The 15,652-nt window shown below is 58.6% G+C and carries 17 protein-coding genes; 5 read left to right on the plus strand and 12 right to left on the minus strand.

From position 1 onward, the window contains the following. Window positions 1-93: 93 nt before the first annotated feature. The 12 genes from PKE71_RS15000 to PKE71_RS17655 all read right to left on the minus strand — a co-directional run bounded on the left by PKE71_RS15000 (window position 94) and on the right by PKE71_RS17655 (window position 8,680). A complete protein-coding gene (locus PKE71_RS15000; RefSeq protein ID WP_271187810.1) occupies window positions 94-441 on the minus strand; it encodes a hypothetical protein in 348 nt (115 codons plus the stop codon). Window positions 442-481: 40 nt separating this feature from the next. Next, window positions 482-1,264: a copper resistance protein B gene (locus PKE71_RS15005; RefSeq protein ID WP_271187811.1), complete on the minus strand. Its 783-nt coding sequence runs from the start codon at window positions 1,262-1,264 to the stop codon at window positions 482-484. After that, on the minus strand, window positions 1,261-3,165 hold the full coding sequence (locus PKE71_RS15010; protein WP_370372754.1) for a copper resistance system multicopper oxidase: 1,905 nt from the start codon (window positions 3,163-3,165) through the stop codon (window positions 1,261-1,263). Before PKE71_RS15010 ends, PKE71_RS15005 begins: the two co-directional genes overlap by 4 nt. 169 nt (window positions 3,166-3,334) lie before the next feature. After that, complete coding sequence (locus PKE71_RS15015; protein WP_271187813.1) at window positions 3,335-3,883, minus strand: RNA polymerase sigma factor; 549 nt, start codon at window positions 3,881-3,883, stop codon at window positions 3,335-3,337. A gap of 1 nt (window position 3,884) precedes the next feature. Then, the gene (locus PKE71_RS15020) at window positions 3,885-4,319 is read right to left on the minus strand and encodes a periplasmic heavy metal sensor (RefSeq protein ID WP_271187814.1); all 435 of its coding nucleotides are present in this window, start codon (window positions 4,317-4,319) and stop codon (window positions 3,885-3,887) included. Beyond that, window positions 4,319-4,639, minus strand: a complete 321-nt coding sequence (locus PKE71_RS15025; protein WP_271187815.1) for a hypothetical protein — start codon at window positions 4,637-4,639, stop codon at window positions 4,319-4,321. The genes PKE71_RS15020 and PKE71_RS15025 overlap by 1 nt, the downstream gene beginning before the upstream one ends. 20 nt (window positions 4,640-4,659) lie before the next feature. Further along, entirely contained in the window at window positions 4,660-5,109 is a 450-nt protein-coding gene (locus tag PKE71_RS15030) for a nuclear transport factor 2 family protein (RefSeq protein ID WP_271187816.1), read from the minus strand. Continuing rightward, entirely contained in the window at window positions 5,106-6,221 is a 1,116-nt protein-coding gene (locus PKE71_RS15035) for an acyltransferase family protein (RefSeq protein WP_271187817.1), read from the minus strand. The genes PKE71_RS15030 and PKE71_RS15035 overlap by 4 nt, the downstream gene beginning before the upstream one ends. A gap of 3 nt (window positions 6,222-6,224) precedes the next feature. Next, the gene (locus PKE71_RS15040; protein ID WP_271187818.1) at window positions 6,225-7,064 is read right to left on the minus strand and encodes a DUF2231 domain-containing protein; all 840 of its coding nucleotides are present in this window, start codon (window positions 7,062-7,064) and stop codon (window positions 6,225-6,227) included. A gap of 62 nt (window positions 7,065-7,126) precedes the next feature. Next, window positions 7,127-7,834 (minus strand): formyltransferase family protein, encoded by a 708-nt coding sequence (locus PKE71_RS15045; protein ID WP_271187819.1) that lies wholly within the window; start codon window positions 7,832-7,834, stop codon window positions 7,127-7,129. Next, the gene (locus PKE71_RS15050) at window positions 7,831-8,475 is read right to left on the minus strand and encodes a methyltransferase family protein (protein ID WP_271187820.1); all 645 of its coding nucleotides are present in this window, start codon (window positions 8,473-8,475) and stop codon (window positions 7,831-7,833) included. The genes PKE71_RS15045 and PKE71_RS15050 overlap by 4 nt, the downstream gene beginning before the upstream one ends. 16 nt (window positions 8,476-8,491) lie before the next feature. Further along, window positions 8,492-8,680, minus strand: coding sequence for a DUF2933 domain-containing protein (locus PKE71_RS17655; protein ID WP_370372758.1), 189 nt, complete (start codon window positions 8,678-8,680; stop codon window positions 8,492-8,494). Window positions 8,681-8,830: 150 nt separating this feature from the next. Here PKE71_RS17655 and ftsH point away from each other — a divergent pair, with 150 nt between their 5' ends. From ftsH to PKE71_RS15075, 5 genes are read left to right on the plus strand one after another with little or no spacing between them, the layout of a single operon-like run. Next, window positions 8,831-10,648 carry an ATP-dependent zinc metalloprotease FtsH gene (gene ftsH / locus PKE71_RS15055; RefSeq protein WP_271187821.1) on the plus strand — a complete coding sequence of 606 codons (1,818 nt, stop codon included), beginning with the start codon at window positions 8,831-8,833 and terminating at the stop codon, window positions 10,646-10,648. Then, window positions 10,645-12,006 (plus strand): MBL fold metallo-hydrolase RNA specificity domain-containing protein, encoded by a 1,362-nt coding sequence (locus tag PKE71_RS15060; RefSeq protein WP_373878823.1) that lies wholly within the window; start codon window positions 10,645-10,647, stop codon window positions 12,004-12,006. Before ftsH ends, PKE71_RS15060 begins: the two co-directional genes overlap by 4 nt. Then, the gene (locus tag PKE71_RS15065) at window positions 12,003-13,556 is read left to right on the plus strand and encodes a thymidine phosphorylase family protein (protein ID WP_271187823.1); all 1,554 of its coding nucleotides are present in this window, start codon (window positions 12,003-12,005) and stop codon (window positions 13,554-13,556) included. Before PKE71_RS15060 ends, PKE71_RS15065 begins: the two co-directional genes overlap by 4 nt. After that, on the plus strand, window positions 13,553-14,470 hold the full coding sequence (locus tag PKE71_RS15070) for a ribose-phosphate pyrophosphokinase (protein WP_271187824.1): 918 nt from the start codon (window positions 13,553-13,555) through the stop codon (window positions 14,468-14,470). The genes PKE71_RS15065 and PKE71_RS15070 overlap by 4 nt, the downstream gene beginning before the upstream one ends. Continuing rightward, a complete protein-coding gene (locus tag PKE71_RS15075; protein WP_271187825.1) occupies window positions 14,470-15,651 on the plus strand; it encodes an acetate/propionate family kinase in 1,182 nt (393 codons plus the stop codon). Before PKE71_RS15070 ends, PKE71_RS15075 begins: the two co-directional genes overlap by 1 nt. The last annotated feature ends 1 nt before the right edge of the window (window position 15,652 follow it).

Below are 15,652 nucleotides of genomic sequence, written 5' to 3' on the forward strand. Positions count from 1 at the left end.
CGCAACGCGCTACGAAAAACACGCCGATAACTACCTTGCCCTCGTCAAACTCGCCGCTATCCAGATATGGCTCAGAAATTATGAGTCTGTGTCCTAGTGGCGGTGTCCGCCGTTGTCGTTGTGATGGCCGTGTTCCTGCGCGGACGCGTCATCATGATGCCCGTCACCATGCATGGATTGCATCATGTCGTGGCATTGCTGCATGCGGGTGCGAGCCTGCTCGTCCATGTTTTCCATCATGGCCTGACGAGCGGCCGCATCGTGATGTTCAACGCCCTCGCTCATCATTTCCTCATGCATGGCCCGGCATTCCTCCATCGTGGGCGCCTCGGACGCTGCACCATGGTCGTGACCGGAATGGTTATGGTCCTGCGCGAATACCGGCCCTGCCGACATTACCAGGCCCGCTGCGCTCAAACCGGCAAGCATCATCTTCTTCATCTTACTCTCCCTGGGTCACCCGTTCTGTGGTGAGCCTCTATCAAAACCAGATGCGGATCCCGGCGACCACCGCCGTATCCTGAGTTCGGGCGCCGGCTGCGCGGGCGTAGTCTTCCGTGCCCCCGAAAGTCCGGGACCATTCTACCCCCACATAGGGCGCAAACTCGCGCAAAATCTCGTAGCGCAAGCGCAATCCGAGTGCTGTCGAAGTCAACCCGCTGCCCGTTTCAAGTTCTGGAATGTCTTCGGCGGACCAAGTCAGCTCGGCTCTTGGCTGCAGGATGAGGCGCTGAGTGAGCAGGAGCTCATACTCGGCTTCGAACTGCCCGGTCAGCTCCCCTTGGTCACTGAGGAAAAACGCTCCATCCACTTCGAACCAATAGGGGGCCAAGCCCTGAACTCCGATTACCGCATACGTCCGCATCGGATTCGGCTCGAAATCCTGTCGCACCCCCGCCTGCAGATCGAAATAGGGTGTTATCGCGCGGCTGTAGAGCAGTTGGAGGTTGGCTTCCTCGAACGCACCTGCTTCCAGCTCGAACTCCGCTTCGCTTTTCACCCAGAGGCGATTCACACGACCGCCATACCAGGCATTTACATCCCAAAGGGCCAGCTCCTCATCATCACGACGGGCCTGATATTCAAAACGATCCGCCTGGAAGAAAAAGAGCTTCTGGCCGCCAGCGCCTTCCCGCAGCGCCTCTCTCGCGGCCTCCATTTCTTCTGGTGGGTAGTATGCGTCTGCCTGATCTTGCGCCGATGCTGCTGTCGCTGCCGCGATCATGAGACCACCAGCGATCGCCACTGAGAAGAGATTTCTCATTGATGGTCTCCGTGTTGGCGATGCGCGCCATGCTGTTCGTGTCGTCCGCCCGCCTCTCGCGACCCGTCAGGTTGATTGTGGTCTTGATGACGATGCATCTGATGATGCGCCTCACCGGGCATGACCGACACGACTTGGAACATTCCGGCGTGCATGTGGTAGAGAAGGTGACAATGAAAGGCCCAATCACCCACATCTTCCGGTGTGACGTCCACTGAAAGCTTTTCGCCGGGCTTTACCGTGATTGTGTGCTTGCGGGGTTTGTGGTCGCTTTCGCCATTCACGACATCAAAGAACATGCCGTGCAGGTGAATGGGGTGAGGCATCATCGTGTCGTTGACCATAGTCAGCCGCACGCGCTCCCCCTGGCGGAACTGGATCGGATCAACGACCTCGCTCCAGCGACGCCCGTCAAAGGACCACATGTAGCGCTCCATGTTCGATGTGAGGTGCACCTCCACCTCTCGACCGGGCGGCCGAGTATCCGGGTTTCGATCGAGACTCTTGAGATCCGTGTAGACCAGAACCCGGTGGCCGACATCCGCCAGGCCGGCGCCGGGCTCGTGGAGGCGGGATGTCGGTTGCATCGCCATGTTTGCCACCCCGGGCCCACCCGGGTGATCGTGCCGTTGCGGACCGCCCGTTTCGGGCGAATTCATCATCGTGTGCCCTTCATTGCCCGCAGAATTGTGGCCACCATGCTCACCGTGAGCAGACGGGCTGGCTTGCGATGCCATCGGGGCATGACCCATGGCCGAATGATCCATGGATTGGGAGGTATGCCCCGCATGCCCCATCGCTCCATGGTCCATTCCCATGTCCTGCATGGTCAGGGTGGGACGAGGGCGCAGAGGCGGCACCGGTGCGGTCATTCCAATACGCGGTGACAAGGTTGCTCGGGCGAAGCCGCTGCGATCGATGGATTCGCACATCATCGTGTACGCGCGACCCTCTCGCGGCTGAACAATGACGTCATAGGTTTCGGCGACACCGATCTGGAACTCATCCGTCTCAACGGGTTGGACGTTCAGACCATCCGATTGAACAATCGTCATCGGCAAATCCGGAAACCGGACATTGAAGATCGTCATTGCCGAGGCATTGATAAACCGCAATCGCACCCGTTCTCCCGGTGAAAACAGGCCAGTCCAATTGTCCTGCGGACCGTGGCCGTTCACGAGATATTCCAAGGTCGCGGCGGTAACGTCGGAGATATCCGTCGGGCTCATCCGCATTTGACCCCACATCGATCGGTCACGCAAAGCGGCGAGCAGCCCGTTTTGCCGCGAGGCCTCGACAAAGTCTGACAGGGTTCTTTGCTGGAAATTATATGTATCGCTCACTTTCATGAGCTTCTCGAAGACCCTGTGCGGGCCCTCGAATGTGTAGTCGGAAAGCACCACGACGTATTCACGATCATAGGCGACCGGATCGGCCCCGGCCGGCTCGATGATGATCGGCCCGTAATGACCCATCTGCTCCTGCAGGCCAGAGTGGCTGTGGTACCAGTACGTACCCGCCTGCCGGATCGGAAAACGGTAGGTGAATGTCTCGCCAGGTCGAATTCCAGGAAAGGTCACGCCCGGCACGCCATCCATCTGGAACGGCAAAAGCAGTCCATGCCAGTGAATGGACGTATCCTCGTCCAGCGTGTTGTGAACACGCAGGGTGACCTCGTCGCCCTCGCGCCAGCGAAGCAGCGGCGCGGGTAGCTGATCGTTGATGGTAATCGCGCCACCCACTTGCCCATCAATCACGGCGGTCGACCTACCGATGGTCAGGTCGAAAACGTCCCCGGAAAGGGGGCGAATGCCGTTCAGATTTGTTGCGCCTGCGGACTGCGCCCAAGCTGGCAGAAGTCCGGCACTCGCCGCCCCACCAAGCGCGGCCGACGCCGCCATGAATGATCGCCTTGAAATCAAAGAACTACTCCTTGGCCGATTGATATGCGACCGGCGTTTGCGCCGAGGCAGAGTTGGGCTGAATCAGCCTGTGGCGGGGACAAGTCGCACGCTCTCCACGGCGCAAACCTCTGTGTCGATGTGATTACGCGATCGACGCAGACATCCCTCATTCCGAATACTGTTCTTTCAGAAATTTCCGCGCGCGATATATGCGAACCTCCACCGCTTTGGCGGAGAGCCCCATTATGTCACCGATTTGTACCAATGAGAGATCGTCAGTCACCGACAGCAGGAGCGGCGTTCTCAGGCCTTCCGGCAAGGCCTCTAGAAGACCCTGGGCACGTTCGAGATTGCTTGCGCTCGACGCAATCTCCTCCGGGTTGGGCGCGTCCGAGACAAAGTCGTCTCGTTCTCCGTCCAGACCCACCCACCTCAGGGCCTTGCGACGGCGATGATGATCGCGGGCCTTGTTCCGGGCGATCACAAAAACCCAGGCGAGGAGCGGTCGCTGCGGATCGTATCGGTCGAGATTTCTGAACACCGCCACAAAAGTATCCTGCGCGATATCATACGCCTGATCGATGTCCTGCACATGCCCGGAGAGATATCGCATAACCGCCGGATAGTGCTTGTCCATCAGCCTGTTGAATGCCGACTGACTACCATTGCGGGCGTCAATCGCGAGCAGCGAGTCTTCCTTCTCACTCTCGGACAATCTACTGGCTCGCGGCATCAAATTCCTGCGCCAACCTCAAATCGAACGCGCGCGCCTGTTCCGGGTCCAGTTCGGCACGCATTGCGAGAATGTGATTAAGCGTTTCAAGCTGCAGCCCTCCCATGGCGGCATGAAACTCCTGAGCCGCCGTCGAGACATCTGCAGATAGCTCATGATCTCTGAGGAGAGCCGTTCCGATGCGTTGCCGTGCCGCCTCCATATCGGCTTCATAGTCGGCGCGCACAGTGGCAAATTCGGATTCCAGCTGCGCTATCGCGTCTTCCTGTTCATCAGACAGACGAAGCTCATCATGGACAATCGAGTGGAGGTTGGTGGAAGAAGCATGCTCGCCCTCGAACACGAATATTCCGAGCCACACACCCAAAAACCCGCCGAGCACGCCGAGCACCGACGCGAAAATTCCGGGTCGAAGCATCAATGCGTCTCCTTCTCGGACGCCACAAGGCTCAACATCGCATACACGGATCCGACATCAAAAACCGCCAGGTCATCCTGCTCTGTCGACTGCGCCATCGCAGCTCCGGAAAGCCCGCCGATTACGAGTGACAGCGCCGCTGGTGCCGCGCGAAATGACAGAGCGGGCAAGAATGGTCGCAAGGCTTCGCGACAGCGATCCGGCCAGCTCTGCTGGCGTTCGATCTTTGCCCACACGGCATCCCGAAAATCCCGCGTGTCCTTCAGCGGACGCGACTTCAATACTGATGCAATCAGTGCATCCAGCTCTTTATCTTCCATCATATTTCTCCTTCACCCCCTTACGATGTGTGCAGGTGCCGAATTTTCCACCCGTTCTCCGTATGCACCAAAATCGCCGTACCGTGCGCGTCTCGCTCGCGCGCTTCGCCCCGCACTTCATACTCCATGCGAATGTCAAATGTTGCGAACGCAAGCCCTTGATCCACCTCGACGGTATAGTTGGACCAGTCATAGACGTGGAACGTCACATGCTCGGCTGCGAACTCGGGGGCAAGGTGATGGTCTCGATAATTCGCCCACCCGATATCCTTTCCCGATCCCTCGAATATCGTGAAATCATCGCCGTCCTGAAGCACGAAGGTCTCGGCGACGGATACGTTTTCCTCAGCTAATCCACCCGAATAACCCTCGAGCACGTCAGTAATCGAGGCTTCTTCGTTCGAAAAAGCCGGGCCTGTCAGAATCAAGCTCGTCGTAATTGCGAGACCGGCTGCAAAAGTGGGTTTCATCGATCAGTTTCCTTTACGCGGGTGTTTTGTAGGGATTGAAGAAGCCTGTCGCCCATTTTTCGAATGCCCGATCGGGACGGCTTCTCCAACATTTCGTAGGTCAGACAGGATGCTCCGATCATCAGAACGAGCAGGAGCAGAAACAATCCGGAGCTCATCGATTCGTCGATCACTCCGGCAACGTCCTGAAGGAAGTTGAAGGCGACCATGAAGAAGGGAACATGGATCATGTAGATCGCGTAGGAGACATCACCCAGGTAGACAAACAGGCCATTGTGCTCCCGCTTCGCGGAATGGCGATCGGTCTCAGCGAGCAAAAAGATAAGCGGTGCCCCCATAAGAGCGAGCAAGCGATCGTCGACCGCAAGGTGAGCAAACAGCAAGTAGGCCGCCAAAGTCGCGCCAAACGCGATCTGGGCAGCTCGCCTTGGCAGGCAATAGACTTGCCCCAATCGATACAGTGCTACGCCGATCAGGAATTCCGGGATAATGCGAAGCACACCAAAACGCTCGGTGGCCATCGGCAGGGTTTCCCCGAACAAGCGCGCATGGACGAGGTCCAGCGCGAAGAAAAGCGCCGTAGCGATAGCGAGCAATGCCAAAGGGCGATGCCTCAATGCAATCGCCGCCATCATGTACGCGGGAAAGGCGAGATAGGCGAACCATTCCGCGCTGATTGACCAGGAGGGCCCATTCCATCCGAAATTCGGCGCGAACCCCCATGCATGAATCATCAGGAGATGCGCAGGCAGATCCTGGAGCGGAAAACGATCGGGCTCGAACGGCACGCCCAGTTGCACAGCGCCAAAGCCGATCACGCCGAGGAGCGCGATGGTCGCTATGTGCAGTGGATAGATTCGGGCGAAGCGCGCGATGATGAACCGCCCGAATTGAAAACGCCCTTGCTCGCGCGCCGCAATGTAGACATGCGTGAGCACGAAGCCGGAAAGAATGAAAAACAGATCGACACCGAACCGTCCCATGGCGAGAAGCAGGGAGGCCGCATCAAAATCGACACTCCACGGCTCCCGCCAGTGGTAAAACACCACCCACAACGCCGCGAAGAACCGCAGGCGAGTCAAGCTGGGCAGGTTTTGAGGGTAGGCCTTCACTGCTTAGCCCCCGAACAAATGGCGCATCCCGCCATGGGCGAGGGAGCCGCCTAGAAACCCGTTCAGGGCGATGAGGGCAGCGGCACCAAACAGGCTGACATTGAGCGTTGTCGCGGATAGTGCGCCCGGGTTTCGGCGTCGCCACTCCTCGGCTGCAACCACCAGCCACAAGCCGAACGTCAAACCCGTACCTAGCCAGCGGTGAGTGAGCATGACCCCGGCCTCGGCGCTCGCCATCGGCCCGGCATGAGCCCAACCAAAGAATCCGGCCGCCACGCCGCCGAGAGCTCCGGTCCAGACCAGGAAACGCACGATATCCGCGTAGGCATCCTTGCCCCGGATAAGGTTCAATACCTGCGCCAGCGCCGCCGCGAGGATCAGCGCAATCGGAAAGTGAACCGCCACGGCATGAAAGACGCCAAGCGCCGCCAAGGCGCGTTCGAAAGCGTTCCTCGGGCCATGATCGCCCCAATGCGCATGGCCGCCGGACGCCCCCTCCGGGCCCGCGTGATGATCATCACCACCTCCGCACGGATCAACTGCACCGCCCTGGTGAGCGTGATCGTGAGCGGGAGATGTTTCGTCGGCCTGCGATGTCGGGCGCTCGCCCTCAACCGTCTGGTGGTGGTCGTGCCCCCCAGCGTCCGCACTGCTAGAAGGCAATGCGGAATCGTCATGATCATGCGGTAGCGCGCCAGGCTCATCATGATGGTCGCGCGCGGTACTCGTGGCCGTCGGCGATTCGGTGGATTGCGCTTCGGTTTCAGGCTCGTGTTCTTGAGGTGGGTGAGCCAGCCCCTCGGCACTGCCCAGGCCCATAATGACCAATACGGTCAATAACATAAAAGCGTTTCGAACTAGCACGCGACGAACTCCCGGCAAGATTTATGTGGAGGTTTTACGCGTCAAACCGCCGCACCCCTCAGAATAATGTATGGATTGGCCCGCGAAGGCCCAAGGTTCCGCTCACCGATGTCGCACAACGCTGGCGGTTCGTAGTCGGCTCCACAAGCCCGCTGAAGACACCGGTAATCTGCTGGCAATAACCCGGCAGGCGGCCGGCACAATCTCGAGAAGTCGGCTTTCGTTCGCTTGCTGCCCGTCCAGTCGATGTTCACCCTTGGCAGGTCCGCATCACTGCTCGCGCAATGCGCCCCGATGCGCGCAAACAAATTCACCGCGTGTTGATAGGTGAGATCTGCAAGCTCACTGCGCCGAGCCTCCTCCGGGATATCGAATCGATCAACATGAACGATCGGCCCCTCATCGACGCGGGTCGTCATCTCATGCGCGGTGACGCCATAGGTTCTCTCTCCATTCCAAAGAGCAAAACTCTCCGGGTGAGAGCCGGGATATCCGGGAGGGCCCGGGTGGATGTTGTAGGGGGTTTTCGCCAGCTTCCCGAGCAACCAACCGGGGACAATCAAGTCCGTCAGGAAGGCAAGAATTCTGACCGCCCCGTTCCGCCGAAGAACAGCCGCTTCCAATTGCTCCAGCGACTCGCAGAAAGTGACGATAATCTCTGGGTTTTGTCGTTTGAGGAAGAGATGAAAATGCGGCCGCTCGCGCTCGCCGGTGAGCACGACCAGGTATCGCCTGCCTTCCGGATTCATGTCCGAGTTGCCCTTCCTGCCATGAAGGGCAAGAACCGTGGCACTTGGGCCGAATAATCGTCGAACCGCGGCCCAAACATCTCGCGTGCCTCGCGCTCCTCAACCAGTGCGAGGCGGACGTACATCACAATCAGGATCGGATACATGACCAGAGTCAGCAAGGTTGGCCACTGGAAGAGGAACCCTGTCAGTATCAGGATGAAGCCGACGTATTGCGGATGACGAATTCTGGCATAAGGTCCGCTTACGGCGAGCTGACCGGATGATTGAGCCGCGTACAGGACACGCCAAGAGGCCGCCACCAGCCAGAACCCGCCACCGATCAAGAGTGCGCTGAGAATATGGAAGGGGCCGAAGTGTGGATTTCCCTGCCAGCCAAACAGCATCTCGAGCAGATGCCCCGAGTCGTGGCTGAACCAATCAATGTCCGGATAGCGGGTCTGCAGCCAGCCGGAAAGAAGGTAAAGTGTCAGCGGAAATCCGTACATCTCCGTGAACAGGGCAACCAGGAACGCACTGAACGCACCGAATGACCGCCAGTCTCTCCAGGAACGCGGGCGCGAGAAACTCGCGGCAAACAAGATGAACACGACCGAGTTCAATACGACCAGCGTCCAAAGACCATAATCGGCAGGCTGCATGACTGGGCTCCGCTCTTCAGTGTCGATGCTGGCCGTGCATGAGTCCGTGCCCGAACACACAAGCGAGGAGCAATCCGATCACGAACCAGTCCCCCGTGAGGTGGGCGCGATGCTCCAGCAAGAGCAAACCGCCCGCGATCACAGCGAACAAGCCGAAAACAGTCCAAAACAAGCGGTGAGATGCATCAGGGGGTCGAACGGTCATTCAGCAACCTCGAGACTCGATGGATTTGCCTTGATTACGCTCGGTGGCGTTCCATCCCTCACAGCCCCGTCGACCAAGTCCGGCTTTGCTCGCTGAACCGTCGCGAGGGATGGCGCAGGTTCGCGCGTAAGCAGATTGCAGGAGAGACGAATGGACCGACGCATATCCTTTCACACCTGGTATGTGGTGTTCGCTATTTTCACCGTCCTGATGCTCCAGACCTGGATCTCGCAGTCCAGTCATCAGCAGGCCGTCCCCTACAGCGAGTTCATCGCAGCGCTTGAGTCTGGAGAATTATCCGACGTCGAGATCAGCGGACAAACCATCCGGGGCACGCGTGCTGGCTCTTCGGGCGATGCCCCTCAACACATCGTGGCTACAGTTGTCGATCCGGCACTGGCGGAAACGCTTTCACAGTATGATGTCACCTATTCCGCCCGAGCGCAGAACGGTCTCGCCGCCGCCCTGCTCTCCTGGTTTTTGCCTATGATTCTGTTTCTGGCCGTATGGATGTTTTTCATCCGACGCATGGCCAATCAGGGTGGGATTGGCGGAAATGCCCTGTCGATCGGACAGTCCAATGCAAAAGTGTATGTCGAGACTGATACACGGGTTACGTTTGCGGATGTCGCGGGCGTTGAAGAAGCCAAGGCAGAACTAAAGGAAATCGTAGATTTCCTCAAAGACCCCCAAGGCTATGGCCGGCTGGGCGCGCGCATGCCCAAGGGAATCCTGTTGGTCGGTCCACCCGGCACCGGAAAAACCCTGTTCGCCAGGGCGATGGCTGGTGAGGCGGATGTACCGTTCTTCTCGATCAATGGCTCCGAGTTCGTGGAGATGTTCGTCGGGGTCGGGGCAGCTCGCGTGCGCGATCTCTTCGAGAAGGCGCGCGAGAAGGCGCCTGCGATCATTTTTATCGATGAGTTGGATGCGCTTGGTCGAGCGCGTGGTGCGTACCCCGGATTCGGAGGTCACGACGAGAAGGAGCAAACGCTCAATCAATTGTTGTCGGAACTCGATGGTTTCGACCCCAGCCACGGCCTGGTACTGCTGGCCGCGACAAACCGACCCGAAGTCCTCGATCCGGCATTATTGCGGGCCGGTCGATTTGATCGTCAGGTCCTCGTGGACCGCCCCGACAAGACGGGCCGCGTCGCGATCCTTCACGTTCATGCCCGGCGGATCCACGTCGAAGCGGACACCGACCTCGAGGAAATAGCTGCTCTGACTCCAGGTTTTAGTGGGGCTGACCTCGCAAACCTCGTCAACGAGGCGGCGTTGCTCGCCACTCGGCGGAACGCCTCGGCAGTCAGCCTCATCGACTTCGTGGCCGCGATCGAGCGGATCATTGCAGGGCTCGAAAAAAAGAACCGCCTGCTCAACCCCGCTGAGCGCCGTACGGTCGCCTACCACGAATTGGGTCATGCCTTCGTCGCGATGGCTCTGGAAAACGCCGATCCCGTACAGAAGGTCTCTATCATCCCTCGAGGCATAGGAGCGCTCGGCTATACGATCCAAAGGCCCATAGAAGACCGTTTTTTGATGTCCCGCGCAGAACTTGAAACCAAAATGGCCGTTCTCCTCGGCGGTCGGGCAGCTGAACAGCTTGTTTTCGACGAAGTATCGACAGGAGCCGCTGACGATCTGCAGAAGGCAACCCAGATCGCGCGCGGCATGGCTACTCGTTATGGCATGATAGCCGATCTGGGCCAGGTGGCGCTGGAATCCGACGATCAGCTCTTCCTGGGGCCACGTGCGGAATCTGCCTCGCACATGTACAGCGAGGCGACCGCCGAAAAGATCGACAATGCCGTGGCAACACAGATCGACAGGGCCTTTCAACAGGCCACGCAAATCCTCACTTCTCACCGAAAAACGCTGGATGAGGTCGCCGACATCCTGCTTGAGAAGGAAACCTTGTCCGGCACTGAACTGGTCAGGGCAGCTGGAGCGCACAAATGGACATGACTCTTCGATTCCTCGGAGCCGCCGGAACTGTCACAGGCTCCAAATTTCTGCTGAACACCGGGCCAAGTTCCTGGTTGGTCGATTGCGGATTGTTCCAGGGCCTGAAAGCCATGAGAGAAAAGAACTGGTCCGGATTGGAATTCGACGTGGCCGATCTCACGGGCGTGTTGCTTACCCATGCTCATATCGATCACTCCGGTTATATTCCCGTACTCGCCAAGAGTGGTTATCGAGGGCCGGTCTACGCCACCGACGCGACCGTCGACTTGTGTAAAATCCTGCTCCCCGACAGCGGCTATCTACAAGAAAAAGACGCCGATTTCGCAAACCGCCACGGTTTTTCGCGGCACAGCCCCGCCGAACCCCTATACACGCGAAAGGATGCGGTAGACGCGCTCAAGCTCTTCCGGAGTATCTCCTTCGCCAAACAAACAACCCTTGAAACCGGGCTCACAGCCCGCTTCCTGCCGGCCGGCCACATTCTCGGCGCATCAATCATCGAGCTCGGCTTGCCGAACAAGCAGCGCATCGTCTTCTCAGGCGATCTCGGTCGGCTTCAAAGTGACACGATGCTATCGCCGACCTTGATCGATCATGCTGACTACCTGATAATCGAATCCACCTACGGTGACCGCAAACATCAGCACGTCGACATCGAAGTCGAGCTGGCCGCGGTCATCTGCGAAACCGCGGCGCGTGGCGGAACCATCATCGTGCCCGCATTTGCAGTCGGTCGCACGCAATCACTGTTACATCATATTGAAAAGTTGAAACGCCGCGGCGCCATTCCGGATCTGCCCATATTCCTGGACAGCCCGATGGCGATCAATGCCAGTGAACTCTTCTGCAAACATCTCGACGCGCACCGTTTGAGTGACAGAGAATGCCGGGACGCATGCGGGATTGCTACCTATGTGAGAACAACCGAGGATTCAAAGGCCCTCACAACAAACCGCGTGCCGAAAATCATCATCTCGGCGAGCGGCATGGCAACCGGAGGACGGGTCGTTCACCACATCAAGAACTTTGCGTCCGACCCTCGCAACGCAATCTTGTTCACTGGCTTTCAGGCAGCTGGCACGCGCGGCCGATCAATCGTGGACGGTGCAATTAGCGTCAAGATTCACGGACAGAATGTCCCTATCCGCGCCAGCGTTCACAACATCGACGCCCTTTCTGCTCACGCGGATGCGGACGAGATACTTGCCTGGCTTCGCAACTTTCGCGCGCCGCCACGAAGAACCTTCATCGTCCATGGTGAGCCGAATGCGAGCGCTGCCTTGCAGGCTCGCCTCTCGACCGAATTGGGCTGGAATTGCGTCATTCCCAGCCTAGGAGAGGAAGTGAGCCTAACGTGACGCAGCGGCCCAACACGTCGACCCCAGACAGTTCATCATTCCCGAGCCAGAGCACGCTTCGAGCGCGGCGACTGGGGATCGATACTCTCGATCATGCAATCATCTACATGCGGTCAGATTGCCATATCTGCCGAGCCGAAGGCTTCACAAGCCATGCCCGGATCAAAGTGACCGCGCCCGGAAACAAGGTCCTTATCGCCACGCTTAATCTGGTCACATCGGACCTGCTGGCGCCCGGCGATATCGGATTGTCCGAAACAGCTTGGTTAAAACTGGGCCTCCAGGACGGCGCACAGGTAGAGCTCGCCCACCCGGCGCCTCTGAATTCACTCAGCGCCGTCAGGTCGAAAATATACGGAAAAGTCCTCGACCAGAAGGCCCTGGACTCGATCATCAGCGACGTCTCGCTTGGCAAATTCTCCGACATCCATCTATCTGCCTTCCTGACCGCATCAGCGGCTCACAGTCAGGACGCGAGCGAAGTCCTCGCGCTCACACGGGCCATGGTGAAAATCGGTAAAAGCCTCGACTGGAGCCGCACGCCGATTATCGACAAGCACTGCGTGGGTGGCCTGCCCGGAAACCGGACCACGCCAATTGTTGTGGCGATCTGCGTTGCAGCCGGCCTTACCATGCCCAAAACATCTTCCCGGGCAATCACCTCGCCGGCCGGCACGGCAGACACCATGGAAACACTCGCGCCGGTTGAACTGAGCCTCGCCGCGATGCGGCGCGTCGTAGAGAGCGTGGGGGGGTGCATCGTCTGGGGCGGCGCTGTCGCACTGAGCCCTGTGGATGATGTTTTAATCCGTATCGAACGCGCGCTCGACATCGACAGCGATGGGCAACTCGTCGCCTCCGTTCTCTCCAAGAAAGTAGCAGCTGGTTCGTCGCACCTCGTTATCGATATGCCAGTTGGCACAACAGCGAAAGTGCGGTCGAAGGTTGCTGCAGACCGGCTCGGGAGTCTCTTCAAACAGGTCAGCAACGAGCTGGGTCTAAACCTCCGGGTCATACAAACCGACGGGTCACAGCCGGTGGGACGCGGAATCGGTCCCGCCCTCGAGGCTCGTGATGTGCTTGCCGTTCTGACGGGCTCATCCGACAGGGCGTCAGATCTCGAGACCCGAGCGATCCGCCTCGCAGGCGAACTGCTCGAATTGGGCAACGCCGCACGGGCCGGAGAGGGAGTCGGAATGGCCGCCGACATCATAGCCTCCGGCCTGGCCTGGCGCGCATTTCAGTCAATCTGCGACGCCCAGGGCGGTATGCGCGTGCCGCCGATAGCCGCACATCAACATCCGGTGGAGACCCATCGCTCGGGCAGGGTCGCGAGCATTGATAACAGGCGACTGGCGAAGGCTGCCAAGCTGGCAGGAGCGCCGGCATCCAAAGCCGCCGGAATCGATCTGCATGTTTCACTGGGCAGCGTTGTCGAAGCCAACGCCCCCTTGTTCACCGTCCACGCCCAGACTCATGGCGAATTGTCCTATGCCCTTGAGTACATACAGAACGAGGCGGCAATCATATCCGTGGAGGAAGCACCATGAAACCGCTCCTGTTCGCCCTCGAAGGCAGCGCCCCGATGACGCGACGTCTTGCCGAGAGCATGCAAGCCGAGTGCGGGGCGCTTTTCTCGAAATCCTTTCCGGATGGCGAGACCTATCTCCGGTTTGACACTCCCGTCGCTGGTCGGATTGTTCTCCTCGTATGCAGCCTCGATCGACCGGACCAGAAGTTCCTTCGGCTGGTCTTTGCTGCCGCAACGGCAAAGGAGCTTGGAGCGAAGCGCGTCATTCTCGTTGCGCCTTACCTGGCTTACATGCGTCAGGACAACCGCTTCCAGCCGGGGGAAGCGGTATCATCCATTTATTTTTCCCAATGTCTCGGCCGATGGTTTGACGGGCTTGTAACGGTCGACCCTCACCTGCATCGCTACCATGACCTGAGTGAAGTCTACGATATTCCAAATCGTGTTCTGCATGCAGCAGACACGATAGCTGCCTGGATAGCCGACCACGTTCCCGGCGGATTGATCATCGGTCCGGACAGCGAAAGCGAACAATGGGTGAAAGCTGTAGCCCAATCGGCCGGAGTGCCGTTCACGGTCTTGAAAAAAGTACGGCATGGCGACAGGGACGTAGACGTGTCTGCACCTGAGGTCGAAGCGTGGCAAGATCGGGTGCCGATTTTGGTCGATGACATAATATCCACAGCTCGCACGATGATCGAAACAGTTGGTCACCTAAAAAAAGCAGGGTTGCCGTCCCCGATCTGCATCGGCGTTCACGCCATTTTCGCAGATGACGCGTTCATCGCGCTTCACGAAGCCGGTGCCCGACACATCATCACGTGCGATACAATTCGCCACCCGACGAATGAAATAGTCGTGGCCCCGCTGATTGCAGCCGGATGCGATGATTTGATTGCGGAATTGTCCCGGTGCCCGGACGAGCGTGCCTGATGCGCATCTTGTCAATCAATTGCGGATCATCAAGCGTTCGGATTGCCGTGCATGATGCCGAACGTGGCTCACTCTCCGAACACGCCAAGGTGAGTTGCAGCAATGTCGGCAAGCCAGCCGGGCGCGTGCGACTTCGTGTCTCCCCCTCGAACCAGGCGGAGAACTGGACCTACAAACTCGAAACGCACTCGCAGGCTGTACACCACCTGCTATATCTTCTGGACCGTGAGCATTGCCTTGAGGGCGTGCAGGCAGTTGGCCACAGATTCGTCCATGATGGCGGATTGTTCGACGGCCCCGTACATATCGGTCCGGAACAGCGTTCGAAACTCGAGGGCGTTGCCAACCTGGCTCCCCTACATATGCCGGCGAGCCTCGTCGCTCTTGAGGCGGCAAATATTCGCCTGCGCCAAATTCCCCATTACGCGGTCTTCGATACTCATTTCCACAAAGGCATGCCACGCGTCGCGCAGAATACCGGTCTGCCAGCCGCATTCCTCTCGCCGCAAGTGAGGCGCTTCGGATTTCACGGATTATCTTGCGAATATTCCGTGCATTGGCTGCGCTCCAATTTCGCCGATCGATTCCCTTCGCGCCTGATTGTCATCCATCTCGGCTCCGGTGCTTCGGCAACGGCAGTTCTGGATGGTGACAGCGTGGAGACCACGATGGGATTCACTCCGATATCGGGCATTCCGATGGCGACCAGGTCCGGCGATATCGACTTTGGCGCCGCGCTTCATCTGGCAGATCAGGCCGGCATGACCGTCGCTGAACTCCAATCCATGCTGAGCGAACGGTCCGGGCTTTGCGGGCTATCTGGCTCGTCGGGTGATATGGCTGATTTGCTCGTGCAGGCGCCCGATGATCCTGTTGCACAGTCAGCGATAGAATATTTTTGCTATCGCGCCGCGCTGAAGATTGCGGGGTTGACCGCATCGATGCGGGGCCTCGACGCGATCGTTTTCACCGGCGGAATCGGCGAAGGCAGCGCGACAATAAGACAAAGTATTTGCCGACAGCTCGATCACCTGGGTGTCGAGCTGTCCGATACAGCTCACGAGCCTCTGATATCGTCGACAAATTCACGGATCGGTGTCTATGTCGTGCGCTGCGACGAAAACAGCATCATTGCTCGCCACGTAATGAAATCGCAGGCTGAATTTGCGAATCCCGCTTAAA

Origin of the sequence: Maricaulis virginensis (assembly GCF_027922185.1) — a bacterium.
In the GTDB taxonomy this organism is placed as follows: Bacteria; Pseudomonadota; Alphaproteobacteria; order Caulobacterales; family Maricaulaceae; genus Maricaulis; species Maricaulis virginensis.